The sequence below is a fragment of the Pseudomonas nicosulfuronedens genome (assembly GCF_005877905.1).
Classification (GTDB): Bacteria; Pseudomonadota; Gammaproteobacteria; order Pseudomonadales; family Pseudomonadaceae; genus Pseudomonas; species Pseudomonas nicosulfuronedens.
In genome coordinates, this window is sequence record NZ_SWDV01000048.1 from 21,961 (window position 1) to 48,853 (window position 26,893).

The following is a 26,893-nucleotide window of genomic DNA, read 5'->3' on the forward strand; positions in this document are numbered from 1 at the left end:
GATGCTGTTCTTCGCGGCGTCACCAGCGGCGGCGCAATTGCGCCCCGCGACGCCGATCCGCGAGCGCGGTCCGCCGCTGCTCTGCTGTCAGCATTGAAGTACTCGCCGGCAACCGCTCGCGCAGGGCGCTCAGCGGGACGCGGGTCAGGGTCGGCAGCGGATGGGAACTGGCTTCGTACCAGCGGCCGATCAGGGTGCCCTGGGAATAGCCGCCGGTATCCAACCAGTTGGCGACGCCAGGGTCGCGCTGTGCAATCACAGCGCGGAAGCAACCATCCGCATCGACGCTCACCTGGCTCCCATTCAAGCTGCTTTGATGACGCAAGTAGTCGATGGCGTTGAACAGCGGATCGTTGAGCTGAACGTTCCAGTAGCGACACGTCTCTGGCAACCGGACCTCAAGAATCAGGGCATCGTCGGGCCCCACCTCGAAGACCGACTGCCAGTAGGACTGACCGCTGACGGCGCCACCGAAGGTCGTCAGCTCCAGGCGGTTGACCTGGCCACGGTCGCGCAGGCCATTCTGGTGCCGCAGCCACATCCGCGTCAGCCGCTGGGTGAAGCCGCCAAGCAGCTCGCGCATGCGTCGATCCACTTCGGCCGGCTCCAGGCGGGCGTCGGCCGCCGGCGCGTCCAGGCGCTCGATGGCGAGCCGCGCGTCCCGTTCGACGCCCCACCGGTAGGAGCGCTGGCGGACCATGACGTAGGTGGCCTCGGGGTCCAGCGCCCACCAGTCCCCCGCATGGCCGTCGGGGCGCTCGCGGCTCAGGAGCACCTCGAAGGCGCCCCCTTCGGCCAGGCTCAGAGTTTCGGCATCGTGGTTGGCGAAGGTCGCCCCCGGCTGCTCGCTTAGACCCATCATGTCCTTGCCGATGGAGAACAGCAGCAGGTGTACGCTGCCCCGCTCCCCACTGATCCGGTAGGTGCCCTCGCCGCAGATCGGCGCCAGGTAGTAAGTGTCGTCCGGGTTTGGCTGCAGCAGGAACACCGAGTTTAGGAACGGCGCCCAGTCCGGATGGGCAGGGTCGGCCTGGAAGTACAGGAAGTACCCAAGCGCCAGATTCATCAACTGCTGGCGGTACAGGTCCGCGCGCATCTGCTCGTCGCCCGGCGCCCAAGTCAGTTCGAGGAGTTCCTCGGCCGGCTGCAGCAATTCCAGGTAGTGGTTCCACGAAAGCAACGTCATGCCTGCACTTCCCCTTCTCGAGTGTCATCGGTGACGCCGGCCAGGCCAAATCGGCGGGAATAGCCGCCGAACTCGCGGCGGATCGCCTCTTGCTCCAAGCCGAAGCGTTGCGGCGTGTAGCGATGCTCGCCGTGCCGAGTAGTGGGGCTCTCGGCGATCCAGCGATCCATTCGCTGTTCCACCTCGGCGTCTAGGGTGAACCCGAAGTGGCCGTACAGCGCCTTGACTACCCCCAGCGGGTCACTGTGGAAGCGCCGGTGATCGACATCGAAAACCCGCCCGCCGAGCGACTCGCGCAGTTCCACGGCGCGATCGAGAGCCTGCCGCCAATAGGCGCTTTCGCGGCCACCAATCCCGAGGAGCTGCACGCCCTCGCCTTCCACCACGCGCCGGGCCATGCTCAGGACGCTGCACAGTGACGGCAGCGCCTGCGCCGGATCGCGATGGGTCTGCACCACGCAGGCGTCCGGGAATACCTGGAGAAGCGCCTCGAGCTGGGCGATATGCCCTGGGTTCTTCAGCAGCCAAGGCTTGTCCGGTTCGTCCGCGCCGATCAAACGCAGAACATCGGCGTAGCGGCGGTAGGAAGGCAGCTCCGACTGGCCAAGGAACCAGGCGTCATAGCTCGGCACGCCGAGGCTGCCGACGAACCAGTTGCTGACGAAGGACTGCTTGAGAATCTCAAGGCATTCGTCCACCTCATCCACCACGATCTCGTGGCCAGCGCGCAGCTCCGGAACTATCGCGAAGAACTGCTCGAGGTTCCTCCGGGAACGCTGGAAGTGGATATTGCCCTCCCAGCTCGCCCGTGGCGGCCGCACCATGGGCGTCTCGCTGAGCCAGTGCTCCAGCCCCTGGAACTGCGTGTCCAAGGCCAGCAACTTGTGCAGGGCGGTGGTGCCGCTGCGAGGCATGCCTGTGATGACCAGCGGGCGGCGTATGTGATGGCCAAGGCAGTCCGGGCGACGGCGCCAGCCTTCCTGGGTATGCAGGCGGGCGCTCATAACCCCGACCAGCATGCCCCAGGCGATTTCCCGCCCCATCGCGGTCGGTTGCAGGTCGGTATCCAGGGCTTTCAAAAGGACACCGAGGCCGTCCAGGTAGTCGTCGCGGCCGAAATCCTCCAGGCCGGTGGCGAGCGAAGCCGATTCATGCAGAAGGGCCTCGCTGCCGGTGAAGCGCGCGGGTGCTGCCACAATATTCTCCTCAGGGTCAGCTGGTGATAGCGATTCGCGTGGGTTCGACGCTCAGCGCCAGGGGTCGAGCAGGACCTTGCATTGCGCGGTGCGTTCGCGGAGCGCCTCGAAGGTGGCCGGCAGGGCCTGCAGGCCGACGGTGTCGGTGACCATCGCACGCGGCTCCAGATGGCCGGCATCGAGCGTCCGCGCCACGTGCTCGAACTGCGCCACGCTGTAGGTGTTGGCGAACTGCAGTCGGACCTCCTTGAATAGGCCCGCTGCCGGGACGAAGGTGTCCGGCACGCTGCAGCAACCGAGTACGACCACCGTTCCCCGACTGCGCACGGCGCCGACTGCCTGGGCGATCAGCCCGGGGGCGCCTGCGCACTCGAACACAAGGTCCGGCGCGCCGCCGAGTGCCGCCTGCGCGGCCTGCTCCGGTGCTAGCTCGGGATCGAGGAAAGCGTCCGCGCCCATCTCCCTGGCCAGAGGCTCGCGGCGCCGGGAAGCGGCACTGACGGCGATGGCTCCGGCGCCCAAGCGGCGCGCCCAGAACACGGTCGCCAGCCCGATCGGCCCCGCCCCCAGCACCAGCACTCGCGCGCCGGGTGCCATCTGTGCCAAAGCCACGCCATGCAGCCCCACAGCGAGCGGCTCCACTAAGGCGCCGTCGGCCAGGCTCAGGCTGGTGGGCAGCTTCACACTCTCACGCTCGGTCGCTAGGGTGTACTGCGCGAAGGCCCCCGGAAGCCCGCGCATGCTTTGGCTGCAGAAGAACGGCGTACCCTCCTGGCAAGCGATGCATGCCCCGCACCCAGTCATCGGCAGGGACGCGACCCTGTCGCCCACCTTGAGCTTGCGCACCCCCCCGCCGATCGCCACCACCTCGCCCGCGAACTCGTGGCCGGGGGTGGTTCCCGCCGGATAGGTGTAACCATGACCACTGGTCATGTGCAGATCGGTGCCGCAAATGCCACAACGCCCCACCTGCACCACGATCTCGCCTGGCCCCGGAGTCGGGTCGGGAACGTCCTCAACTGCCAGGGGTTGTCCTGCCTGCCTGAAGATTGCTGCTTTCATGGAACGCGTGCCTCCCGGTTATTGTTCTGCAGGCGGCCTTTGGCTACCTTTTTGTTTAGGAATTCGCATCTCGTTCCGAATAATGAACTCACGCAGCGTGCAAACCCATTCCCATTTGGGGAGAGAGTTATGATTTCGAGAGTCGCCACCCCGCCCGCGCCACAATCGCCTGCCGACGGCGCGCAGCGGGTCACCGACGACGCCCTGCTGCAGTCGCTCTACGAAGGGCCGATCGAGGCGGCGCCCTGGCGCGGTTTCCTGCGCGCGCTGCGGGACCGGCTGGATAGCGGTTATGCGAATCTCGCCTTCCATGGCCTGGCCGGAGCGCCGCAACACAGGCAGGCCATCCAGGACGCCGACTGGGATTGCGGGCGGCACGAACGTCCCTATCGCGATACCTACGCCCGGCTCGACCCCATCGACTACTTGGATATGCAGCCCGGCACGCTTTACCGGCTGGATGACATCCTGGCCCAGGCCGGCCCGGAGGGGCGGCGCTTCCATCGCGAGTTCCTCAGGCCGGCGGGAATGGACCAGTTGGTGATCCTGCACGTTGCCGAACCCGGCGGCCTGCGCGCCTGGCTCACCCTCGCCCGGCGCCATCCAGCGCGCGCATACGAACCCGCGGAGCTGGCCCTGATGCGGGCGCTAGCACCGCATCTGTCCAGCGCGCTGAAAGTGTTCGCCGTGCTCGCCAAGGGCAGCGTCCAGCAGAGCGTCTATCGCGACGCACTGGGGCACTACGGTATCGGCAGCCTGCTGCTCGACGGCCGCTGCGAAGTGCTAGAAATAGATGAATCGGCGCGACGCATCATCGCCGAGCACCCAGCCTTGGGCATTCATGGCAACCGGTTGAAACTGACCGCTGCCGCGGACGACAGCGCCCTGCAAGCGCTGCTCGAAGACGCCCTGGGCGACGAATCAGCGTCCGGCTGCCACGCCATGCGCGTAGCCGGGATGACACCCCTCGAGTTGCTGGCGCGGGCGCTGCACAGTCCCCTGCGACATGTCTGCCAGAGCAGCCCGGCATTGGTCCTCCACCTCAGGAGCGAAGCCCGGGTGTCGGAGGCCCTCGACTATGAGAACCCCTTGATGAAGCTCCTCGGATTAACCGCGACCGAGGCATCGCTGGCACTTCGTCTGGCACAGGGAAGCAGCCTGGTCGAAGCGGCCCAATTCCTGGGGCTGACCGAGCAGACCGTGCGCACCTACTCCAAGCAGATCTTCGCCAAGACGGCCACTCGGGGCCAGGCCGACCTGGTGCGCCTGGTCCTGAGCAGCGTCGCCCGCCTCGGTGCGGGCTGAGACCGCCGAGCCCGTCAGGCAACGGCGGCGGACGAAGTCAGTACCTGCTCTACCACCCACTGCGCATGCACGGCTTCAGCGAAGCTCGGCGAGGCCGGCTCTTCGCCTCGGATGGCCGCCAGCATATGCTGGAACATCCAGGCCATGGGGAGCATGACCGGCGGGGCGTTGTTCACATCGAACGTTGTTCCCGGCACCGCGAACAGCTCGTCCGGCACTTCCAACCATTCCCCCGCGCTGCTGCCGAAGGCGACCGGTCGGGCGTCGCTGCCGTACAGCTGCGCTGAAATCCCGTCTCCAAAAGACGGATCGACTAGCAGCAGGCGCCCGCGATCCCCCCACACTTCCAGGCGCAAACCCTGGGCGTCGGGTACGCACCAACCGGCCTGCAGACTGCCGATGGCGCCATTGTCGAGGCGCAAGGTGGCGACGCCGAGGTCTTCGTTGCCCGCCTGCAGTGTCGTTCCGTCCGGCAGCTCCCAACGCGGCACGCCGATGTCGACACAACCGCTTGCCTGGGCGACCGGCCCCAACAGGTGCGTCAGCAGCAGTACCGAGTGGGTCGCAAAGTTGCGCCAGCCACTGCCGCCGCTGGCCCGGTCAGCGAGCCATTTGTAGGGCATCAGACCGCCGCCTGGGTAGGCGCAATGCGGATAGACGAAGCCACCGTCACGGAACAGCGGCAGCAGCAACTGCACGTTGAACCCCAGCGGACGCCCGAGGAAGCCCTGTTCGATCAGCTGCTTCATCCGAATCGCCGCGGGAATCCAGCGGAACTGCGCGTCGACCACGCCAACCACGTGGTTGCGTCCGCGCGCAGCCTCCATCGCCTGGGCATGCGCGAGGTCAGTGGCGAAGGGCAAGGCGCTGTAGACATGCTTACCAGCGTTCAGCGCATCGAGCACCATCGACTGTCGAATGGACGGCCGGGTGCCAATGTCGATGATCTCCAGCTCGGGGTCATCGAGCATCCGTCGATGGTCCCAGTACGCCTTGCCGATGCCAAATTCGCGCGCCGCCGCCTCAGCCGTCTCGCGGTGCGCCGTGCAGATGGCAGCCACCTCTACACCCGGTAGAGTGCGCCAAGCCGCGCCATGCACCTTCAGGCTCCAGTTCGCGCTGATGATTCCCACTCTGACCTTGCTAGCCATATCGCCACCTCGCTTAATTGAACGATGTCGTTCGATTAGTATTCACGGTAACGATGAAAGAGCACAAGAACTTTAGGAACGCCATTCATAATATGAAACGAGAAAGAACCGCGACGACCACCCCGCGTGGCCGCCCAAATCGCCAACAGGCCGAGCAGCGTCACGTCCATCTGCTGACTCTGGCGCGGGAGCACTTTCTTGCGGAAGGCTTCGGCGCAGCCACCATAGACCGAATCGCGGCGGCCAGCGGTGTCAGCAAAAGCACCATCTACGCGCACTTCGGTGGCAAGGAAGGGCTGTTTCGCGCGGTGACCAAACGCTCCTGCCATGCCCCCGGAGCCGCCTTGCAGCAGGTGCGCATCGATGGCCGTCGTCCAGCGGAAGTCATCGGCGAATTCATCCGGGTTCTAATCGACGAAGCGCGCGATCCGGACAGCCTCGCCCTCCTACGCCTGGCAATCTTCGAAAGCCCACGCTTCCCTGATGTCGCCCAGGCCATCCACCAGGCGAGCCTCGAAACCTTGGAGCCGCTGCGCGCCTACCTGAGCCATCTGCAACAGACCGGCGAACTGGGCGCCGGCGATATGGACCTAGCCGCACAGGACCTGGCCAGCCTATGCACCGGCGGTTATGGCTTCCTGCTGCTGAATGATCGGGGTGGAGAGTCGGAGCAAGAAGCCGCGCGCATCCTCGGGCTGTTCCTGCGCGGCATGGGGTTGCCGGAATAGAACGGAGCAAAAATCGTGGACACATATAAGAACATCGTTCAATAATTCGATGTAATAAAAACAACAATGCGAGCGAATCCCGATGCCCCACCTGCCTCTCATGCGTCGACGATGAATGCCCTGCCGAGCGCCGCTAACAGCGCTCACGCAGCCCTGGGCGTCGATTCCCCGCAGCGAACGTCACCCAGGCCTTCCTAGGCTCGGCTCGCTCCGGGCCGCCGACCACAGGCACTCTTCTCATGCGTTCATTTTCGATCAAGGCCAAGCTGGCCATCATCGCCCTGTTCTCTTCCCTGATGTTGTTGCTGGTGGGCGCGAGCGGCTGGTATGGCGTCCAGCAACTGGGCGACCAACTGGAGCTCATCAGCAACCAGCGGGCTCCTGCAGTGGAGCAGTTGCTGAGCCTTCGCCTCGGCCAGCTGACAACGGTGAACGCCACCCGCGAGATGATCGCCTGGAACCTCGACCAGTTCGAGAGCGTCGACGACAAGGGGCCGATCCTGGAAGAGGCGCGAGGCTTCTACGAATCGGTAGCGCAGGACAAGCAGCATGCCGAGGCGCTAGCGCAGTCGGCCTTCGACAGTTACTCGGCGCTGCCCAAGGGCGAGCAAGAGGAAGCCGCATGGCAGAAGGTCCAACAGGAATGGGCCAACTTCCAGGACACCAATGGACAAATCAACGCGGTGCTGGGGCAGCTTCGACAAATCCGGGAATGGGCGCCTTTGCGCCAGGGCATGAGTCAGATCGTCGGCCTCGACCAGACCTCCCAGGGCGCGATCAACAACCTGGCCCGAGAACTTGATCGGCTGATTGAGCTGAACAAGACCGCCGCGCTCGAAGCCAGGCAGCAAGGCTTCGCCCAGCAGCAGCGGGCACTGACTCTGATCGTCTCGATCTTCTGCGTCGCCCTCGGCGGCCTGCTGATTTCCGCCTGGATGATCGCCCGTGGAATCGTCGGCGCGCTGCGAGGGATGCGTGAGACCATCGTGGCCGTTGCCCGCGATAACGACTTCACGCTACGCGCCAGAGTAAGCGGGCGCGACGAGGCCAGCCAGACCACCGCGGCATTCAATAGCCTGCTGGAGAAACTGCAGCAGTCCATGCGCGATGTGCTGGGCAACGCCGAGCAGCTCGGGGAAATGGCCGAGCACGCGCGCCAGGCCTCGCAGCGAGTGCGCGACTCGTCCGCTGGGCAGAGTGAGTCCGCAACGGCGATCGCCGCCGCCATCGAACAGATGAGCGTCAGCATCGGCCATATCAGCACCAACACCGATGACGCTCGGCAACGCGCGCAGGATGCCGGCGACACCGCAGCTCAGGGAACCCACATCATCGCCCGCAGCAACGACGAGATGGACGCCATATCGTCCACCGTGCAGGGCGCGGAGAGTCTGATCGAAGCGCTGGGCCAGCACTCAAACCGGATCTCCCTGGTCATGCAGGTGATCAAGGATGTCGCCGAGCAGACCAACCTGCTGGCGCTCAACGCCGCAATCGAAGCAGCCCGCGCCGGCGAGCAGGGACGCGGCTTTGCCGTAGTGGCCGACGAGGTCCGGCAACTGGCGGCGCGCACCAGCGGCTCCTCGGAGGAAATCGCCGGCATGGTGCAGGCAATGCAGAGCGCGGCGCGAGATGCCATGAGCGGCATGCACAGCGTCAGCGCGCAGGTCGGCACCGGCAAGTCCCTTTCTGATCAGGCCTCCGAGCGGATGAGCGCCATTCGCGCCTCGTCCCTGCAGGTCGCCGATGCAGTGGGCCTGATCGCCACCTCGATCGGCCAACAGAGCGCGGCGACCCAAGATATGGCGCAACGTATCGAGTCCGTGGCCCACATGAGCGAAACCAACCGCATAGCGGCCGAGGAAACCTCCGAACTCTCCACCGACCTCAGCCAGCTCGCCCAGCGGCTCCGGGAAGCGGTGGGACAGTTCCGCATATGAGCTAACGAGGGGATCGCAGCATGAAGTTCATCACCACGTTGAAGTGGCACAACCCCGAGGCGCCCGCCCTGCCTCGCTCGTTGCAGTGGTGCCTGGCCGAAGGCTGCAGGGTCAGCCAGCCACTCGAGCGGCGGGACGCCGGCTACGATCTTCTCCTGGAGCAGGCGGGCGACTCGCCGAAGGTACTCGATGTTCTGTATCGCCAATTCGCCGACCAGGCGACCCTGGCGAGTTATCTGGTGGAGGAATGCGTGGAGAAGGACTCCCCGACGCTGCCCGCCGACACCGGACCGAACGGCAGGAAACTGGTCACCTGCTGGCGGGCCCGCGCCGACCTGACCTCGGCCCAGACACGTCAGCGGTGGGATGAGCATGTGCCCCTGGCCAAGCGCATCCATGTCGGTTGCCAGCGCTACGAGCGCAACTGGGTGCAGGCACTGGTCCGCGCTTCAGGCGACTTTCCCCCGATCTACGCCGGGTTCGCGTTTCAGTATTTCGCCTCGGCCCAAGACCTCGCCGAGCGCCTGTTTGACACGCCGGAAAACGCCGGCGTGATCCAGCGAGATGTCGACGCCTTCATCGCAGCCTTCGAGGTGCAGGTCTGCACCGATTGGCTACATGGCGCAACACAGGTATCAGGAGGTAATGGCGGATGATCGAGGCAGACGAATTCCCTCAGGTCGAGCTGAATCCCAACTACGGCAACGGCTGCTTCCGCCGCCGGATACGCCTGCATGGCAGCGCCAACGCCGTACGCGCTGAGATGGAGGATGACTACCACGCCTTCCGCCTGCAGATCGAACATTCGGGTGGGCGCCTCACCGCGGTCACCGGCGAGAGCCTGCGCGCCCCCACCGACGCCTGCCCAGAGGCCCCTGCCCTGCTACGGAAGTTCGTCGGCATTCCGATCGATGGCGATCGCCAGCGCTTCCGCGCCCACGCTAATCCGCGCCTGCACTGCACGCACCTGCACGATCTGCTCTGGCTCGCCGTGAGCCACGCCTGCCGAGGCCATGGCGCGCGCCAATATGACGTGGAGGTGGGAGACGCTCGTGCGGGCATCAGCGTTTTGAAAGTAGAGCTGGATGAACGGCCCCTGCTCTTCTGGGCCTGCGGGGACGGCGTGCTAGTCGCCCCCGTCGAATACAGCGGGCAATCCATCCGCGAAGGTTTCTCCCGCTGGGCAGCACAGACACTGTCGGGGGACCTGCTGGAAGCCGCATACATCGTACAGATCTGCGCGCTGATCGCTACGGCGCGGCGCTTCGATGTCAATCAGATGCGCGCGGGGCGCCGCGAGCCCGCGCGAGCGCTGCGCGGTGCCTGCCACGCGTTCCAGCCAGAGGTGGCACCCCGCGCGACGCCACGCATCGGCAACACCCGGGACTTCACCCAGGTTCCGGACGAACTGCTGCTGTTCCGTCAGTGACGACGTCGGGGAGCCAGGCTCCCCGAAGCCTTCGGGTTGTTATACGACGCCCCGCTCGCGCAAGGCCTGGACCGCCGACGCGTCCATGCCCAGGAGTTCGCCTAGCACCCCTTCGGTGTGTTCGCCCTGCACCGGCGGCGCCTTGTAGTCACTGATAGGTGTCGCCGAGAACTTCACCGGGTTGGCCACCAGCCTGACCTTGCCGTCGGCCGCCAGCGGGTGGCTGCTTTCGACGCACATGCCTCGAGCCTGGACGTGCGGATCGGCGAAGACCTGCTGCATGTCGTTGATCGGCCCGGCGGGTACCCCTGCCGCGTCGAGCGCTTCCAACAGGTCGTGCAGCTTCCAGGAAGCCACCAGGGGTTCGAAGACTTCGCCAAGGGCGCGGCGGTTGACCACCCGCAGGGCGATCTCGGCGAAGCGCTCGTCGGTGGCCAGCTCGGGATGGCCGAGCACGGCACAGAAACGGGCGTACTGTTCGTTGTTGCCAGCGACGATCATGATGCCACCGTCGGCGCACTGGAACATCCGCGAAGGCATGCCGCCGTTGCCCTCGGTACCCCGGCGCACTGGCACGTCGCCGGACACTAGGTACTGGCTGGCATAGTGCGAGGTCGATGCAATCAGCGCGTCCAGCAAGGCCACGTCGATATGCTGGCCGGGCGCCCCGTTGACGTCGCGCGCATAGAGCGCTGCCTGAATGGCGTAAGCGGCGTACTGTCCGGCCAGGATATCGGCCAGGCTCGGGCCGGTCTTCATTGGGCCGCCCCCCGGCACGTCGTCCGGAAGGCCGGTGATGCTCATCAGTCCGCCCATCGCCTGGAAGATCGAGTCATAGCCGGGCCGTGGGGAATACGGGCCGGTCTGGCCGAAGCCGGTGAGCGAGCAGTAGACCAGGCGCGGGTTGACCTCACGCAGGCTCGCGTAGTCGAGCCCATAGCGCTGCAGGTCGCCGACCTTGTAGTTCTCCAGCAAGACATCGCACTGCGCCACCAGGCTGCGGATTAGCGCCTGCCCTTCAGCCTTGGCGATGTCGCAGGTGATGGACTTCTTGTTTCGGTTGGTACTGATGTAAAAGGAGGACTCGCGGGTGTTGCGTCCTTCGGCATCCTTGAGGAACGGCGGGCCGAACTGGCGAGAGTCGTCGCCCTTACCCGGGCGCTCCACCTTGATCACCTCGGCGCCCAGGTCGGCGAGCATTTGCGCGGCCCAGGGGCCGGCGAGAATTCGACTCATGTCGAGAACACGGATGTTGCTGAGTGGGCCTTTAGCCATCTTGTTGTCGTCTCCCGGGCTCAACGCCCGACAAAGCGCGCGGCGCGCTTCTCGATGAAGGACTGCACCCCTTCCTTGGCGTCCTCGGTGTTGTAGAGGAATTTCTGCGTCGCCTGGATTTTCGAGTACGCCGCAAGCCACCCCTGCCCCAGGGACAGGCGCGCGTTTTCGCGAGTGGCCTGGACCGCCAGCGGCGCCTGGGCAGCGATCTTCAGCGCGTATTCCATGGCCTTGTCGAACTCACTGCCTGCCGGCACGACTTCCTGGACGAAGTTCATATGGTAAGCCTCGGCGGCACTGAACTCGTCGCCGGTGAGCAGGATCTTCATGGCGTTGCCCCAGCCGGCGCGCTCGACCATGCGGATGGTAGCCCCACAGCCGGCCATGATGCCGCGCTTGACCTCCAGTTGGGAGAAGCGGCAGTTGTCCGCGGCGATGGCGATGTCCGATGCCAGCATCAGCTCCACCGCCACGGTGAAGCAGATCCCCTTGAGGGCGATCACCACCGGCTTCTTGCGCAGTGGCTCGCGCAGGTTGAAGGGGTCCGCCTCGCTGGCCGGGAACAGCGGCAGGCCGGCCTGCCGCAGCGGCGCGATCTTCGGCATGTCGAGCCCTGCGGTGAAATGCTCGCCGGCGGCGTAGAGCAGGCCGCAGAACAGGTCGGGCGACTCCTCCAGGTGGGTGAAGGCCTTGGCCAGTTCCTCGAACATCTTCGGCGTGAAGCCGTTGCGCTTTTCCGGGCGGTCGATGCAGATCAGCAGGATCTGCCCTTCCTGGCGGGTGCTGACTTGTCCATCCGAATCGCGGGTATCGGTCATTCTGCAACTCCCCTTGGCATCGCGAGCATCGCTCGACGGTAGGCCTACTCGCCCGACGCTGGTGGCGGGCCGAGAAGCCGATTGACAGCCCCACAGGGCATATTCAAAATGCTAAACGCCGTTCATAAAATTGACAATAGGCGATAGCGCCAAGGGATCAGCCAGATGCCGTCCGGTGGACAGACTACCTTGACACGGGAACCGCCCACCAGCCTGCCGCCGCTGGGCTATCCGCTGTTCCGCGCGGTATGGTGCGCGGCGCTCACAGCGAACATCTGTGTGTGGATGCAGAACGTCGCCGCAGCCTGGCTCATGGTGAAATTCGACCCAGCGCCGCTGATGGTGGCGCTGGTGCAGACTGCCATTGCCCTCCCCGCCTTTCTGTTCGGCTTGCCGGCCGGCGTCTATGCCGACTTGCTCGATCGCCGGCGCATGCTGATCCTCACCCACGCCTTTATGCTGGCTGCCACCTTGGCGCTGTATCTGATGCAGCTGAGCTCCCTTCTGGGGCCCTGGAGCCTGTTGACGCTGACCTTTTTGCTGGGCACCGGTAGCGCGATCAGCGTGCCCGCCTGGCAGGCTTCCACCTCCGACGCGGTGCCTCGCGCCGCGTTGGGCGCGGCGATCAACCTCAACGGTATCGCCTACAACGCCGCTCGCGCCGTTGGGCCGGCCCTCGCCGGCGCGGTCATTGCCGCAAGCGGGATCAACTGGGTATTCGCCCTGAATATCGTTCTGCTGTTGCTCGTTCTGTTCATCTTTGTCTTTCTATACCGGCCCGCCACGTTGTCGCCGCCCACTCCGGAACCCCTGCTTGCAGCCATGCGCGGCGGCATACGTTACGTTCGCCACGCGCGCCAGCTGCACGGGCAGTTGTTCCGTACGTTGACTTTCATCAGCTGCGCCAGCGGACTCTGGGCACTGCTCCCCCTGGTCGCGCATAACGGCTACGGGCTACTGCTGGGCAGCCTGGGGGCTGGCGCCGTACTGGGCGGCCTGCTGCTCAATCGCCTGCGCCCGCGTATTCGCAGCTACGCGCACCTGGCGACGGCGGCCAACCTGATCTTCGTAGCTGCCATGCTGACCGCGGCCTGGGCACCCAATGTCCACCTGATCAGCCCGTCGCTGGTACTCGGCGGCGCCGCCTGGATCAGCTTCAACTCGACCACCAGCGCCGCCTTCCAGACCACCCTTCCAGCCTGGGTACGCGCTCGCGCGCTGGCGATCTTCATGCTCAGCTTCCAGGGGTCCATGGCAGTAGGGGGCATCCTGTGGGGCGCGGTAGCTAATCGGCTCGGCGTCTCCTGGACACTGACCCTGTCGGCCGGCCTCATCCTCCTCGGCCTACTCGTCACTCGTCGCTATCCGTTGCGCATGGGCAACGAGGCGGAGGTCACGCCTTCCGCGCACTGGGGCGAACTGCCGCTGGCCCAGGAACCCGACGCGCTTGAGGGACCGGTCGCCGTGCAGATCATCTATCAGGTCGCCAACGAATACCGGGACGCCTTCTGTCGCGACATCCACGATCTGGGCCGGACCCGCCGCCGCGACGGCGCCAGCCATTGGCTGCTGTACCGCGACCTGTCCCATCCGGACCAATTCAGCGAACGCTTCATCGTCGCGTCCTGGGGCGAATACCTGCGCCAGCGAGGGCGCAGCACCCTGGCCGACCGTGACCAGGAAAATGACTTGCGGCGCTTCCTGCAACCGGGGACGAGCCCGACGATCTCGCATTTTCTGGTCGTCGCCCCTCTCACCGCCACCCCCTGATGAACGCCGCCCAGCCGTGGCGAAGGAGTTAATCGTTGTCTGATCGTGAGTACATGGAATTCGACGTCGTCATCGTCGGCGCGGGCCCTGCCGGTCTGTCCGCCGCATGCCGACTGAAACAGAAGGCCGCCGACGCCGATCAGGAAATCAGCGTCTGTGTGGTCGAGAAGGGTTCCGAAGTGGGCGCCCACATCCTCTCGGGCGCCGTGTTCGAGCCCCGCGCGCTGAACGAGCTGTTCCCCAACTGGAAGGAACTCGAAGCGCCGCTCAACACCCCCGTCAAGCGCGACGACATCTATGTGCTGAAGAGCCCGGAAGCAGCGGCCAAGGTGCCGAACTTCTTCGTGCCCAAGACCATGCACAACGAAGGCAACTACATCATCTCCCTGGGCAACCTGTGCCGCTGGCTGGCCCAGCAGGCCGAAGGCCTGGGCGTCGAGATATACCCGGGCTTCGCCGCCCAGGAAGCGCTGATCGACGAGAATGGCGTGGTGCGCGGCATTGTCACCGGTGACCTGGGTGTCGACCGCGAAGGCAATCCGAAAGAGGGTTACTACACCCCCGGCATGGAACTGCGCGCCAAGTACACCCTGTTCGCCGAAGGCTGCCGTGGCCACATCGGCAAACAGCTGATCAAGAAGTACAAGCTCGACAGCGAAGCCGACGCCCAGCACTACGGCATCGGCATCAAGGAAATCTGGGACATCGATCCGTCCAAGCACGAGCAGGGCCTGGTGGTGCACACCGCCGGCTGGCCGCTGAACGACGACAACCCGGGCGGCTCCTTCCTCTATCACCTGGAGAACAACCAGGTCGTCGTGGGCCTGATCATCGACCTGTCCTACACCAACCCGCACCTGTCGCCGTTCGACGAATTCCAGCGCTACAAGCACCACCCGGTGATCAAGCAGTACTTGGAGGGCGGCAAGCGCGTGGCCTACGGCGCTCGCGCCATCTGCAAGGGCGGCCTGAACTCGCTGCCGAAGATGGTCTTCCCCGGCGGCGCGCTGATCGGTTGCGACCTGGGTACCCTGAACTTCGCCAAGATCAAGGGCAGCCACACCGCCATGAAGTCCGGCATGCTGGCCGCCGACTCGGTGGCCGAAGCCCTGTTCGCCGGCCGTGAAGGCGGCGACGAGCTGACCAACTACGTCGAGGCCTTCAAGGGTAGCTGGCTGTACGACGAACTGTTCGCCAGCCGCAACTTCGGCCCGGCGATGCACAAGTTCGGCGCCATCGGCGGCGGTGCGTTCAACTTCATCGACCAGAACATCTTCGGCGGCAAGCTTCCGTTCACCCTGCACGATACGACGCCGGACTACGCGACCCTGAAGAAGGCCAGCGAAGCGCCGAAGATCGACTATCCGAAGCCGGACGGCAAACTCAGCTTCGACAAGCTCTCCTCGGTGTTCCTGTCCAACACCAACCACGAGGAAGACCAGCCGATCCACCTGAAGCTGGCTGACCCGAGCATCCCGGTTGGCAAGAACCTGCCGCTCTACGACGAGCCCGCGCAGCGTTACTGCCCGGCCGGCGTGTACGAAGTGGTGAGCAACGACGACGGCAGCAAGCGCTTCCAGATCAACGCCCAGAACTGCGTGCACTGCAAGACCTGCGACATCAAGGACCCGGCCCAGAACATCACCTGGGTAGCCCCCGAGGGCACCGGCGGGCCCAACTATCCCAACATGTAAAACAGCCCAACCTGTAATCGACCTGGGCGCCCCTGGCGCCCCGTTAGGAGCGTGGCACATGACTTTCGAAACTCTGATTCTCGAAAAGCACGACAACGTCGGCTTGGTCCGGCTCAACCGCCCAGAGGCCTACAACGCCCTCAACGACCAGTTGATGGATGAACTGACGGCAGCCCTGGACGCTCTGGAGGCTGACGACAGCATCGGCGCCATCGTCCTGGCAGGCAGCGACAAGGCCTTCGCCGCCGGCGCCGACATCAAGATGATGCGCGAATGGGGCATGATGGATGTCTTCAAGCGACAGTTCATTACCGCCAACTGGGAGCGCGCCTCGCGCTGCCGTAAGCCGGTGATCGCCGCCGTCAGCGGCCTGGCGCTGGGCGGTGGCTGCGAGCTGGCGATGATGTGCGACATCATCCTCGCCGCCGAGAACGCCCGCTTCGCCCTCCCAGAAATCACCCTGGCGACCATTCCGGGGGCCGGCGGCACCCAGCGCCTGACCCGCGCCGTCGGGAAATCCAAGGCCATGGAAATGATCCTCAGCGGCCGCCCGATGTTCGCCGAGGAAGCGGAGCGCTGCGGGCTGGTCAGCCGTATCGTGCCGCTTGCCGACCTCGTCCAGGAGGCGGTAACCCTCGCGAGCCGCGTCGCTGGCTTCTCTCAGCCAGTGGTGGCTCTGGCCAAGGAGTGCGTGAACCGTGCGTTCGAAAGCGGCCTTAGCGAAGGCGTGCTCTACGAGCGGCGTATGGCCTACATCACCTTCGGTACCGAAGACCAGAGCGAAGGGCTTGCCGCGTTCGTGGAGAAGCGCCCCCCGCAGTTCATACATCGCTGAACTTCGACGGAGCCCACCATGTCGACGAATTCGCCCACGCCCGGCAAAGCCATCCGCTATGCGGACTACCGTATCGAAGTGCCCTTTCTCGACCACCTGGACGTATTGGTGGAGCCCCACCCGGACTCGCCAACCTTGGTAGTCGAACTGCAACGCAAGCACCTCAACGGCGGCGAACAGGCCCATGGCGGCCTAATGATGACCCTGCTGGACATGGCTATGGCCGCGGCGGCACGCAATTCCAGCAAGGACGGAGGCTTCTGCGTCACCGTGGAAATGAAGAGCAACTTCCTTCGCCCCGGTGGCGGCATCGGCGGGCGACTCGCCGCACGCGGCAAGCTGCGCCACGCCAGCAAGAGCCTGGCTTTCTGCGACGGTGAACTGCTGGATGCCGAAGGACGCCTGATCGCCACCGCCAGCGGCACCTTCAAGTTCGTTAATCGATCGGCGGGCGACGCGCCCTGAACCGGCTCGTTTCCCCACTCCAGAGGCGCCAGGGAAGGCGCCTCTTTTTTTGCCGGGACGAATTGATATTGATCTGCAGCGCTCCATTTTATAACGTATAGATTATATAAATAAGGAGCGAAATTGCTCATGACCCCGGATATCCGCATACAACTGCGCGAACGACGCCGCGCGCTTAAACTCTCACAACGCGAACTTGCCCAACGCTGCAACCTGCATCAGCCGCAGATCGCCCGTTTGGAAAACGGCGGCGAAGTCCAGCTGTCGACACTCGAGTCGGCCGCTTCCGCCCTCGGCCTGAAACTCGGCCTAGTCCCCTCCGCGGAAGCCCTGGAATCGCCGAGCGAGCCCGAAGCACACGACCTGTTGGCCAGCACCGAGCACTCCTGGCAGCGAGAGTGGCCAAGCAGCCGACCGAACGTTTTCATCCTCGCCGCCAGGATCTTGCGCGCCGCCCAGTTCATTCGCCAGGGTCTCGATGAAGTTGCCCAACGCCACGACCTGCACGGCGGCGAGCTGGTGGTGCTGGGCGCATTGCGCAGAAAGGGCGCGCCTTACGAGAGCACCCCAAAACAATTGCGCGACGAGTTCTGGATCACGTTGCCCGGCATGACCAAGCGCCTGGAGCGCCTCGAGTCTCTGGGATTAGTCGAGCGCCGCGCTGCCTCGCCGGGGCGCGGCAGCATCATCCGCCTGAGCGCAACCGGGCACGCCCTGCTGGACGAACACGTGGCGGGGGACATGTCGCTGGAATACCAGGTCATCAACGCCCAGCCGGAAGCGATGCGCTCCTTGCTTTCCCATGCACTGGGCGACCTGCTGGAACAAATGGAGCAGCGCCGCTCCTGGGAGGCAACGAAATAGCCTTGACGTTCTGAACGGCGTTCAATAAATTCAGGTAACTGGTTAACCAACAACAACAAGACTCGGCTTCGGCCGAATCACCAGGAGACTGAAAGATGAACGCGTTGCAAACCCTGTCCGCTCTGATCGACAGCGACGATCCACACGGCTCGGCACCGGACAATCTGGCCGAACTGCACCTGGAAGTCCTGCGTCAGCGTTTCGCCGAAAAGCGCCAGCAGATTCGCGTGCTCGACAAGCGCGCAGTCGACACAGGTACCGACACCCTCAGCCACCTGGCCGACGCCATCCCCCTGCTCTTCGCCGACCAAACCTACAAGAGCTACCCGGAAAGCTTCATCGAGAAGGGCCGCTGGGATCACATGAATCTCTGGCTGCAAACCCTCTCCGCCCAACCGGTGAAGGTTCCCACTGACGGAGTGGAGAACGTCGACCAGTGGATGCTGCGCCTGCGCGAGCACGGCCACATGGTCTTCAGTTCCAGCGGCACGTCCGGCAAGTGCACCTTTATGAACCACACCCGCGACGACATGCCTTTGAGCCACAGTGCCGGGGTGAATAGCATCCGAGCCGGCAATCCCATGCTGCGCGGCGCCCGGCGCAAGCAGTTCGTGCTGTTCCCGCGATATGGCAGTCACCGCATGATCGACATGGTCAGCATGCTGACCCAAGTGATCGGCGAGCCCGGCAACGTCCACTACCTCTCCGACGAGCCCGTGCTCGCCGCTGACTCTATGTACATGGGCAGCATGCGCCGAGCCATAGCTGACGGCACCGCTAAGCCCAGCGACATCGAGCAGTTCCAGCGCCAGGGACTGGAGCGCCAACAGAAGATGCAGCAGGCCATGGCCGACCTCGCTGGCAAGGTCTACGCCGCCCGTCACGAACCCATCTACATACAGTGCCTGTGGTCCACCCTCTACGGCCTGGTACAGGCGCTGCGCGACCAGGGCGTTAAGCCCGGACAGTTCCACCCCGACACCCTCATCACTCTCGGCGGCGGCCTCAAGGGTGTGAGCCTGCCCGAGGATCACCGCGAGCAGATCCGCAGCTTCTTTGGCATCGCCGATGAGAACTTCGTCGACACCTACGGTATGACCGAGATGTCAGGTACCTGTCCTTGGAACTACGAAGTTAAGGGTTTCATGCTGCCGCCGTGGGTGGTTCCCCTGATCCTCGACAAGAGCGGCGAAAAGCTGCTCAACCCCGCTGATGGCAAAGGCGTGGTGGAGGGCCGCTTCGCCTTCTTCGATCCCCTGATCGACGGACGCTGGGGCGGCCTGATCACCGGCGACAAGGTGGTGGTCGACTTTTCCCCCGGCCACGGTCTCAAGGTGCCGGTGGTGAAGTCAGTCGCCCGTTACGCCGACCTGCCCGAGGGGGACGACAAGCTGTCCTGCGCCGGGACCATGAACTCCTATGTGCGCGGCATGATCGAGGTATAACACCATGACCCAGACCCTTCTCGTACCCCATATGATCCAGGGCCGGCTTTTAGACGCGGCCGCCGTCGAGCATGCATCGCGTGATCGCGGCCAGAGCTTCAGCACACCGACACTGGATCTCGACCAACTGATCTGGCCACGCGGCAGCGAACCGCCGGCGGCCAACCTGCCCATCGACCAGATAATTGATTTCCTGGTGGCGGTCGGCGAGCGCCTCGACCTCGACAACAACCCCTATCTGCGCCAAGCCTTGGATGACATGGCGCAGGTCAGCGAGCTTGGTCCGCGCGTCCTAGAGAACTGCTATCGCGACCTGCGCCACATGTTCCAGCGCTCGGTGCTGGAAGCGGAGCTCCAGTGCAACCTGGGCAGCAAGGAGGTAGTCGACGGCTGGCAGGCGCTGGACCTGCATGGCCAGAAAAACCGACGCCGCGCTTACCCACCACGCCTTGTCCACGTGCTGGCTGGCAACTCGCCCATGGTCGCCGCCATGACGGTCATCCGCGGCGCCCTGACCAAGGGCGTGCATCTGCTGAAGATGCCCTCGAACGACCTCTACACCGCCACCGCCATCCTTCGCACCATGGCCGAACTGGACCCGGAACACCCTGTCACCCGTTCCTTCTCCGCAGTGTACTGGCGTGGCGGCGACGCAGCCGTCGAGTCAATTCTCTACCGTGCGCAGTACTTCGACAAACTGGTGGTCTGGGGCGGCGAATCGGCGGTCCGCCACGCCCAGCGCTACATCGGCCCGGGCTTCGACCTGGTGTCCTTCGACCCCAAGGTGTCCATGTCCATGGTCGGTCGCGAGGCATTCTCCGACGAGGCCACTCTGCGCGAAGTGGCGGCGCGTGCAGCGGCCGATGTGCTGTCATTCAACCAGGACGCCTGCAACGCCTCGCGCTACCAGTTCGTCGAGGGCGACAGCGAATCGGTGGACCTGTACTGCCAGTTCCTAGCCCAAGCGTTGCAGAACGACGTGCGCTACGGCAACGGCCAGGGAGCGCCGACGCCGAAGGACATCCGTGAAGAGGTCGAGTCACTGGAGTTGCTCGAACCCGTCTACCGGGTGTTCGGCAGCTATGACGGCAAAGGGCTGGTGGTGCGCTCGGAGGAACCCGTGGACTTCCACCCCAACGGCAAGACCGTCAATGTCGTGCCGGTGGCCAGTCTTCTCGACGCTTGCCGTTTCGCCACCGTGGCCACCCAAACGGTCGGAATTTGGCCGGCGCAACGGCGCGCGGAAGTGCGCAACTCTCTAGCCAGCGCCGGCGTGCAGCGCATCGTCACCCTGGGCGCGGTCAACGGCATTGGCGGCTTCGGCGGCATGCCACATGACGCGTCCTACCCCATTCACCGGTTCATGCGCTGGGTCTCCGACGAAGGCGAAGACTGACAGTCATATTGATATTTGAACATCGTTCATTTATATAACCTCTCAGTCCATCGAGAGGTTACCCCCTGTCCGCTTTCCGGCCATTACGGACAAGTGCCTCGAGCCTTCGACTCAGGAGCCCTGAATGTTGCAGAACCGTATCACCCGCCTCTTCGGAATCCGTCACCCGATCGTCCAGGGCGGCATGCGCTGGGTCGCCCGCGCCCCACTGGTCGCAGCTGTTGGAAACGCTGGCGGTATCGGCTTTCTCTCGGCGCACACCCAGCCCAGCGCCGACGACCTGCGACGCGAGATCGACCATGTTCGCGCGCTCAGCGACCAACCATTCGGCGTCAACCTGACGGTGTTACCTAATGCCAGCGGCTTCGACTATGACGGCTACGTCAAGGCGATCTGCGAAAGCGGAGTCCGCTTCGTCGAAACTGCCGGCAGCAATCCTGCGAAGTACATTGGCCTGTTCAAGGAAGCCGGTGTCTCGGTGATCCACAAATGCGTGGCCGTGCGCCATGCGCTCAAGGCGCAGAGCCTAGGCGCCGATGCTGTCAGCATCGATGGCTTCGAATGCGCCGGCCATCCCGGCGAAGAAGACATACCCGGTCTGATCCTGATTCCAGCGGCCGCGGCCAAGCTGGACATCCCGATCCTCGCGTCCGGCGGGTTCGCGGACGGTCGCGGCCTAATCGCCGCCCTCGCGTTGGGCGCCGAAGGAGTGAACATGGGCACCCGCTTCATGCTGACCCAAGAATCGCCCGCACATCCGGCGATCAAGCAGCACCTACTCGCCGCCAGCGAGCGCGACACGCTTTTGGTCGGCCGCAGCTTGGGCGACTCCTCGCGCGTGCTGCGCAACAAAGTTAGCAGTGCCGCCGTTGACCTAGAGAAGACCACCGGCGCCAGCCATGAGCAGTTGCAGAACCTGACCGGCGCCGCCCAATGGATGAAGGCGTTCGAGACTGGCGAACTGGAAGGCGGCGCCTTCCCGGTGGGCATGGTGGTGGGCCTGATCAATGACGTGCCCAGCTGCGCCGAACTGATCGACGGCATCATGCGCCAGGCCCGAGAGATTCTCACTTCCCGCCTGCCGAGCCTGATCGATGGCTGAGATCGCGCCGACTCTGGAGCAACTGCGGGCCGTGGTGGCGGCTAACCCGTTCAACAGTTGGCTGCAACTGAGCGTGGAGCGCTTGAGCGAGCAGGAGATCGTGTTGCGCGTACCCGGGCGCGCGGAGTTCATCGGTACGCAGGCACTGAATCGCGTGCATGGCGGCGTGATCAGCAGCCTGATCGACGCCGGCTGCGGTTATGCGGTACTCGCCGCCACGGGCCATGGCGTCAGTACCATCAACCTACATACCGACTTCCACCGAGCCGCCAGCCTGGGTGAGCTTCGCGTTACCGGTCACCTACTGCACCAGGGTGGCCGAATCTGCAGCGCAGAGGCGTTCATACACGACGCCGAAGGCACCCTGCTGGCCAGCGGACGAGGCACATTCTACAAAGCGCGGCATCCCCACCCGGTTCTTTCCAGCGGCACCCCGGACGCCCGCCAAGGAGAACTGATCGAAGAAGAGCTGGAAATCCCCCATGCGTGAAGCACTGTTCAAGACCAGGATCACCGAGCTGCTCGGCATCCGCCACCCCATACTCTGCGGCGGTATGGGCCCCCGCGTATCCGACGCCGACTACGTCGCGGCCGTCGTAAACGCCGGAGGCATGGGCTTCATCGTCGCCGCCGGCTTCCCCGATCCGGACGAGTTCCGCGAACAACTGCGCCGCTGCCGTCAACTCACCGCGGGCAAGGGCTTCGGCGTTAATCTGTACATTTCTCGACAGGCCGGCGGCGCCGAGCGGCTGCAACGGCAGCTGGAAATCCTTACCGAAGAGGGTGTGCATTGCGTCGAAACAGCGGGAGCCAGTCCGGATTCAGTTATTCCGGTCCTGCGCGACGCTGGCATAAAGGTCCTGCACAAGGTTCCGGCAGTACGTTATGCGCGCTCGGCCGCGCGCCTGGGCGTGGATGCGGTCATTGTGGTTGGCAACGACTGCGGTGGGCACCCCGGCATCTATGGCATCAGCAGCATGGTGCAGGCAGCCCTGGCACCCAGCGAGATTACCTTGCCGATAGTCATCGGCGGCGGCATCGGCACCGGTCGGCAACTGGCGGCGACCATGGCAATGGGTGCGGACGCTGTCCTGATGGGCTCTCGTATGCTGGTGTGCGAGGAGCTGTCGATTCATAGGGACTACAAGGAACAAGTGGTGCAGGGTGACGGTACCGAAAGCGTGGTGGTCAAGACCGGGCTGCGCGACCATCACCGCGTGCTGAACAACGACAGTGCCAAGGCTGTCGCCGCCTTGGATGCTTCCGGTGCGAGCGAATTCGAACAGTACAAGCCGCATGTGATCGGCGCGCTGGCAACCCAGGCCTACCAGACCGGTGACAGCTCGCTGGGAATGCTCGATTACGGACCGGCGGTGGCCTTCGCGGACGCCATCAAACCGGTCGAGGCGATCTTCGACGAAATGCTCGACGACGCCCAGCGCGCCCTGCAGCGCCTCAGCCAGCTGCGAAGCTGCGTCTAGGCTCCCCATGAAACTCTCGGGCCTGCAGGTTGTGGATTTTTCCCAGTTCATGCCGGGCCCGACGCTGACCTCGGTGCTAGCGGACCATGGCGCCCGGGTGATCAAGGTGGAGCCGCCAGCTGGCGATCCTACCCGCCACGACCCGGAGAGCCCCGAGGATTTCTACGCGGCCTGCAACCGCGGCAAGCAGAGCCTGTGCTTGGACCTGAAGCGCCCCGAAGGCCTGCAGGTGGCCTTGAGCCTGGCGGCCCGCGCTGATGTGCTAGTCGAATCGTTCCGCCCGGGCGTGGCTGAGCGCCTCGGCCTAGGCTACGAAGCACTAAGGGCCCTGAATCCCCGTCTGGTCTACTGCTCACTGAGCGCCTTCGGCCAGACCGGCCCCTTACGCGAACTAGCGGGGCACGACAGCGTCGTCCAGGCACTGGGAGGCACCCTGCCCAGGGAGCGCGATGGCACCCCGGTAACCGGCGGCGCGCCGGTCTCGGCGTTGCTAGGGTCACTAACCGGACTGGCTGCCGTGCTGATGGCGCTGCTGCGCGTGCGGGACAGCGGCATCGGTGACTACCTCGACATCGCCATGCACGACTGCCTGCTCAACGCTCGCCCCTACGCCATTCGCCACGCACTCACATCCAATGGCGCCTCTCATCGTGATGAACTGGCCATGCTGTCCGCCTATCGCTGCGCCGACGGCGAGTGGCTATGCCTGGGAGGCCGCGAGCCACGCTTCTGCCAGCAACTACTGACACCACTGGGACGAGCAGATCTCATTCCCGCCGCACAAGGGCCTGGCGGTCAGGCTCAACAGGAACTGCGCGACTTCCTCGCCAGCACCTTCGCCAGCGATACCCGGCAGCATTGGCTGGCTTGGCTGGAGGCGCGGCAGGTCAGCGCGGCCCCCGTGCTCGACCTGCCACATGCACTGCGCCACCCGCAGAGCGAAGCCCGGCAGATGCTGACCGAGGACGCTCAGGGCGCCCTGCATTACGCGGGGGCGCTGAAATTCCGCAACGAGCCGGCCAGGCCCGACCTGCGCTCCGCTCGGCTGGGCGAACACAACGATGTTCTCCTCGCCGAACTGGGCTTCGACGAACATGCCCGCGCTGCCTTGTACCGAAGCGGCGCGGTCGTCGGCACGAACTAAAGCGCCAACACATCGCCCAACCGAGACTTTCTCGCCAAGGCTACTTGGCAGCGCCAGGCCACAACTATAATATGAACGCCGTTCACAATTAAGAACGAAATCATGGCCAAGCTCTTGTCGCAAGAAACGCTGGACCTGACCTCGCTGATCCGCCCCGGCGATACCGTGCTCTGGGGCCAGGCCAATGCGGAACCCCTGCCGCTAACCAAAGCCCTAATGGAGCAGCGTCACGATCTGGGGCGCATACGCGTCCTGCTCGGCATCCCCAACAGCGATAGCTGTCGGCCCGAGCATGCGGACAAAATCGACTTCCTTTCCTACTGTGGAAGCGGCGCCAACCGGCAACTGGCCAAGGCCGGAGCGCTGGACATATTGCCCTGCCACTACTCCGAATTCCCGCAAATGATCCGCAGCGGCTTGCTGCGCGTAGACGTGCTGCTGCTCCAGCTCGCCCCGGCGGACGAACAGGGTCGCTACAGCCTGGGTCTGGCCCACGAATACCTGCTACCCGCCCTGGAGACGGCCCGCGTGGTCATCGCCGAGGTGAATCAGGCCTGCCCCTGGACCTATGGCGAACGTTACCTATACGAGGACGACCTTGACGCGATCCTGCATAGCGACCGCGCGCCCCTGGAAAGCCCACTGCTCCAGCCCGGTCCGATGGAGCGCTCGATCGCCGAGCGCGTCGCCGGCCTGATCGAGGACGGCTCGACCCTGCAGCTCGGCATAGGTGCGATTCCCGAAGCCGTGGTCCAGGCACTTGAAGGCCACCGCGAGCTCGGCATCCATTCCGGAACTATCGGCGACGGCGTCGCCGATCTCATTCGCCAGGGTGTCATCACCAATTCGCGCAAAACGCTGGACACAGGCCTGACCGTCGCCGGCGTGCTGATGGGCAGCCGTGCGCTGCATCGCTTCGCACACCGCAACCCGCAGATCCACATGCGCTCGACCGACTACACGCACAACCCGGAGATTCTCGCCGGGCAGGACCGCCTGGTGGCGATCAACTCGGCTATCGAGGTGGACCTTAGCGGTCAGATCAATGCGGAGACCGCCGCCGGCAACTACGTAGGCGCCCTGGGCGGTGCGGTCGACTTCCTGCGCGGCGCGCGGCGCTCCCATGGCGGCCTGCCGATCATCGCCCTGCCCTCGACCGCCGGGCCCAACAGCCGGATCGTCGCCCGCCTGAGCGGGCCGGTCAGCACCCCCCGCTGCGACGCGGGCCTGATTGTCAGCGAATACGGCATCGCCGATCTTCGCGGTCTGAGCCTGCGCCAGCGGGTCCGCCGCATGATCGACATCGCCCACCCCCAGTTCCGCGAACAGCTGGAACGTGACGCCGCCAGCCTCTGAGCCGGCCAGTTGGAGATCACCATGAGACGAGCAGCAATTGTCGCCCCACTGCGCACCCCAGTGGGTACCTTCGGCGGCAGCCTGCGCCCCCTGGCCGTGGAGGCACTGGGAGCGCACGTGGTCAACGCGATCCTGCAGAAAACCGGCCTGGACCCTTTACGGATCGACGACATCGTATTCGCCCAGTCCTACGCCAACAGTGAGACCCCCTGTGTCGGCCGCTGGATCGGCCTGCAAGCCGGCCTCCCGGTGTCGGTACCGGGCATGCAGCTGGATCGGCGCTGCGGTGGCGGCCTGCAGGCAGTAGTCAGCGCAGCGATGATGGTGCAGACCGGCGCCGCAGACGTGGTTATCGCCGGCGGCGTCGAGAGCATGAGCAACATCGAGTACTACAGCACCGACATGCGCTGGGGCTCACGCTCGGGCAGCGTCAAGCTGCACGATCGCCTCGAGCGTGGCCGCGAGCGTTCGCAACCCGAGGAACGCTTCGGGCACATCTCTGGCATGATCGAGACGGCGGAGAACCTGGCGCGCGACTATGGGATCTCCCGCGAGGACGCAGACGCCTATGCGCTGCGCAGCCATCAACGCGCCGCCTCGGCTTGGGCCGAGGGACGCTTCGATGCCGAAGTCGTGCCGATCAGCGTCCCTCAGCGCAAGGGCGATCCCCTGCTGTTCAGCCGCGACGAAGGCATTCGCGCTGACGCGAGCCTGGACAGCCTCAGCAAGCTGCGTCCGCTGATGCGTGATGGCACGGTCACGGCGGGCAACTCCAGCCAGCAGAATGATGCGGCGGCTGCATGCCTGATCGTCGCCGAGGACAAGCTCGCCGAACTGGGTCTGGAACCCATGGGTTACCTAGTCGGTTGGGCCGCCGCTGGCTGCGAGCCTTCGCGCATGGGTATCGGCCCCGTTCCCGCAGTGCGCAAGCTGCTGGCCAGGACCGGCCTGAGCCTCGAACAGATGGACCTTATGGAAATCAACGAGGCCTTTGCCTGCCAAGTGCTCGCCGTGCTCAAGGGACTCGAATGGGATGCCGCCGAGCGCCTCAACGTCAACGGTTCCGGCATTTCCCTCGGCCATCCGATCGGCGCCACCGGCGTGCGCATGCTGACCACGCTGCTGCATGAGCTCCAGCGTCGCCAGGGCCGCTATGGCCTGGAAACCATGTGCATCGGAGGCGGCCAGGGCCTGGCTGCGATCTTCGAACGTTTTTGAGCGTATCCCGGCCTCCGGCTCCAGGGCCGGTAC

23 protein-coding genes and 2 pseudogenes are annotated in these 26,893 nt (G+C 64.8%); 19 read left to right on the forward strand and 6 right to left on the reverse strand.

All coding sequences use genetic code 11. The annotated features are described in order from the left end of the window. Window positions 1–19: 19 nt before the first annotated feature. From FAS41_RS27330 to FAS41_RS27340, 3 genes are read right to left on the reverse strand one after another with little or no spacing between them, the layout of a single operon-like run. Window positions 20–1,186 carry a DUF1214 domain-containing protein gene (locus FAS41_RS27330; RefSeq protein WP_138526469.1) on the reverse strand — a complete coding sequence of 389 codons (1,167 nt, stop codon included), beginning with the start codon at window positions 1,184–1,186 and terminating at the stop codon, window positions 20–22. Next, on the reverse strand, window positions 1,183–2,382 hold the full coding sequence (locus FAS41_RS27335) for a sulfotransferase family protein (RefSeq protein WP_138526470.1): 1,200 nt from the start codon (window positions 2,380–2,382) through the stop codon (window positions 1,183–1,185). The genes FAS41_RS27330 and FAS41_RS27335 overlap by 4 nt, the downstream gene beginning before the upstream one ends. Before the next feature lie 51 nt (window positions 2,383–2,433). Beyond that, window positions 2,434–3,444, reverse strand: coding sequence for an alcohol dehydrogenase catalytic domain-containing protein (locus FAS41_RS27340; protein WP_138526471.1), 1,011 nt, complete (start codon window positions 3,442–3,444; stop codon window positions 2,434–2,436). A gap of 129 nt (window positions 3,445–3,573) precedes the next feature. Here FAS41_RS27340 and FAS41_RS27345 point away from each other — a divergent pair, with 129 nt between their 5' ends. Then, window positions 3,574–4,749, forward strand: a complete 1,176-nt coding sequence (locus FAS41_RS27345; RefSeq protein WP_138526472.1) for a helix-turn-helix transcriptional regulator — start codon at window positions 3,574–3,576, stop codon at window positions 4,747–4,749. Window positions 4,750–4,763: 14 nt separating this feature from the next. Here FAS41_RS27345 and FAS41_RS27350 read toward each other — a convergent pair whose 3' ends face one another. Then, entirely contained in the window at window positions 4,764–5,900 is a 1,137-nt protein-coding gene (locus FAS41_RS27350) for a Gfo/Idh/MocA family protein (protein WP_138526473.1), read from the reverse strand. 53 nt (window positions 5,901–5,953) lie between these two features. Here FAS41_RS27350 and FAS41_RS27355 point away from each other — a divergent pair, with 53 nt between their 5' ends. The 5 genes and pseudogenes from FAS41_RS27355 (at window position 5,954) to FAS41_RS27370 (ending at window position 9,997) form a co-directional block, all read left to right on the forward strand. After that, window positions 5,954–6,628, forward strand: a complete 675-nt coding sequence (locus tag FAS41_RS27355; protein WP_138526474.1) for a TetR/AcrR family transcriptional regulator — start codon at window positions 5,954–5,956, stop codon at window positions 6,626–6,628. Between the two features lie 239 nt (window positions 6,629–6,867). Then, window positions 6,868–7,713, forward strand: a pseudogene (locus tag FAS41_RS31540) (Tar ligand binding domain-containing protein); the annotation flags it as partial. A gap of 261 nt (window positions 7,714–7,974) precedes the next feature. Then, window positions 7,975–8,568: pseudogene (locus tag FAS41_RS31545) on the forward strand (methyl-accepting chemotaxis protein); the annotation flags it as partial. A 20-nt stretch (window positions 8,569–8,588) separates the two neighbouring features. Further along, window positions 8,589–9,224 (forward strand): EthD domain-containing protein, encoded by a 636-nt coding sequence (locus tag FAS41_RS27365; protein ID WP_138526476.1) that lies wholly within the window; start codon window positions 8,589–8,591, stop codon window positions 9,222–9,224. Continuing rightward, entirely contained in the window at window positions 9,221–9,997 is a 777-nt protein-coding gene (locus FAS41_RS27370; protein WP_138526477.1) for a DUF2889 domain-containing protein, read from the forward strand. The genes FAS41_RS27365 and FAS41_RS27370 overlap by 4 nt, the downstream gene beginning before the upstream one ends. A gap of 39 nt (window positions 9,998–10,036) precedes the next feature. Here FAS41_RS27370 and FAS41_RS27375 read toward each other — a convergent pair whose 3' ends face one another. Beyond that, on the reverse strand, window positions 10,037–11,272 hold the full coding sequence (locus tag FAS41_RS27375; protein ID WP_138526478.1) for a CaiB/BaiF CoA transferase family protein: 1,236 nt from the start codon (window positions 11,270–11,272) through the stop codon (window positions 10,037–10,039). Between the two features lie 20 nt (window positions 11,273–11,292). Then, window positions 11,293–12,090, reverse strand: a complete 798-nt coding sequence (locus FAS41_RS27380; protein WP_138526479.1) for a crotonase/enoyl-CoA hydratase family protein — start codon at window positions 12,088–12,090, stop codon at window positions 11,293–11,295. Window positions 12,091–12,279: 189 nt separating this feature from the next. Here FAS41_RS27380 and FAS41_RS27385 point away from each other — a divergent pair, with 189 nt between their 5' ends. From FAS41_RS27385 to FAS41_RS27445, 13 genes are all read left to right on the forward strand, one after another. Beyond that, window positions 12,280–13,860 (forward strand): MFS transporter, encoded by a 1,581-nt coding sequence (locus tag FAS41_RS27385; RefSeq protein ID WP_171049564.1) that lies wholly within the window; start codon window positions 12,280–12,282, stop codon window positions 13,858–13,860. Between the two features lie 53 nt (window positions 13,861–13,913). Then, window positions 13,914–15,554: an electron transfer flavoprotein-ubiquinone oxidoreductase gene (locus FAS41_RS27390; protein ID WP_138526498.1), complete on the forward strand. Its 1,641-nt coding sequence runs from the start codon at window positions 13,914–13,916 to the stop codon at window positions 15,552–15,554. A gap of 58 nt (window positions 15,555–15,612) precedes the next feature. Then, a complete protein-coding gene (locus tag FAS41_RS27395; RefSeq protein ID WP_138526481.1) occupies window positions 15,613–16,389 on the forward strand; it encodes an enoyl-CoA hydratase in 777 nt (258 codons plus the stop codon). An 18-nt stretch (window positions 16,390–16,407) separates the two neighbouring features. Continuing rightward, window positions 16,408–16,854, forward strand: a complete 447-nt coding sequence (locus FAS41_RS27400; RefSeq protein WP_138526482.1) for a PaaI family thioesterase — start codon at window positions 16,408–16,410, stop codon at window positions 16,852–16,854. A 129-nt stretch (window positions 16,855–16,983) separates the two neighbouring features. Beyond that, window positions 16,984–17,718: a helix-turn-helix domain-containing protein gene (locus tag FAS41_RS27405; protein ID WP_138526483.1), complete on the forward strand. Its 735-nt coding sequence runs from the start codon at window positions 16,984–16,986 to the stop codon at window positions 17,716–17,718. 95 nt (window positions 17,719–17,813) lie between these two features. Next, window positions 17,814–19,163, forward strand: coding sequence for a hypothetical protein (locus tag FAS41_RS27410; protein ID WP_138526484.1), 1,350 nt, complete (start codon window positions 17,814–17,816; stop codon window positions 19,161–19,163). A 4-nt stretch (window positions 19,164–19,167) separates the two neighbouring features. Further along, on the forward strand, window positions 19,168–20,559 hold the full coding sequence (locus FAS41_RS27415) for an acyl-CoA reductase (protein ID WP_138526485.1): 1,392 nt from the start codon (window positions 19,168–19,170) through the stop codon (window positions 20,557–20,559). Window positions 20,560–20,683: 124 nt separating this feature from the next. Further along, window positions 20,684–21,661, forward strand: coding sequence for an NAD(P)H-dependent flavin oxidoreductase (locus FAS41_RS27420; RefSeq protein ID WP_138526486.1), 978 nt, complete (start codon window positions 20,684–20,686; stop codon window positions 21,659–21,661). After that, on the forward strand, window positions 21,654–22,151 hold the full coding sequence (locus FAS41_RS27425) for a PaaI family thioesterase (protein ID WP_138526487.1): 498 nt from the start codon (window positions 21,654–21,656) through the stop codon (window positions 22,149–22,151). The genes FAS41_RS27420 and FAS41_RS27425 overlap by 8 nt, the downstream gene beginning before the upstream one ends. After that, window positions 22,144–23,142 carry an NAD(P)H-dependent flavin oxidoreductase gene (locus tag FAS41_RS27430; protein WP_138526488.1) on the forward strand — a complete coding sequence of 333 codons (999 nt, stop codon included), beginning with the start codon at window positions 22,144–22,146 and terminating at the stop codon, window positions 23,140–23,142. The genes FAS41_RS27425 and FAS41_RS27430 overlap by 8 nt, the downstream gene beginning before the upstream one ends. Before the next feature lie 7 nt (window positions 23,143–23,149). After that, window positions 23,150–24,286: a CaiB/BaiF CoA transferase family protein gene (locus tag FAS41_RS27435; RefSeq protein ID WP_138526489.1), complete on the forward strand. Its 1,137-nt coding sequence runs from the start codon at window positions 23,150–23,152 to the stop codon at window positions 24,284–24,286. Between the two features lie 102 nt (window positions 24,287–24,388). Next, entirely contained in the window at window positions 24,389–25,642 is a 1,254-nt protein-coding gene (locus tag FAS41_RS27440) for an acetyl-CoA hydrolase/transferase family protein (protein ID WP_138526490.1), read from the forward strand. 21 nt (window positions 25,643–25,663) lie between these two features. Continuing rightward, entirely contained in the window at window positions 25,664–26,860 is a 1,197-nt protein-coding gene (locus FAS41_RS27445; protein ID WP_138526491.1) for an acetyl-CoA C-acetyltransferase, read from the forward strand. Window positions 26,861–26,893 lie beyond the last annotated feature (33 nt).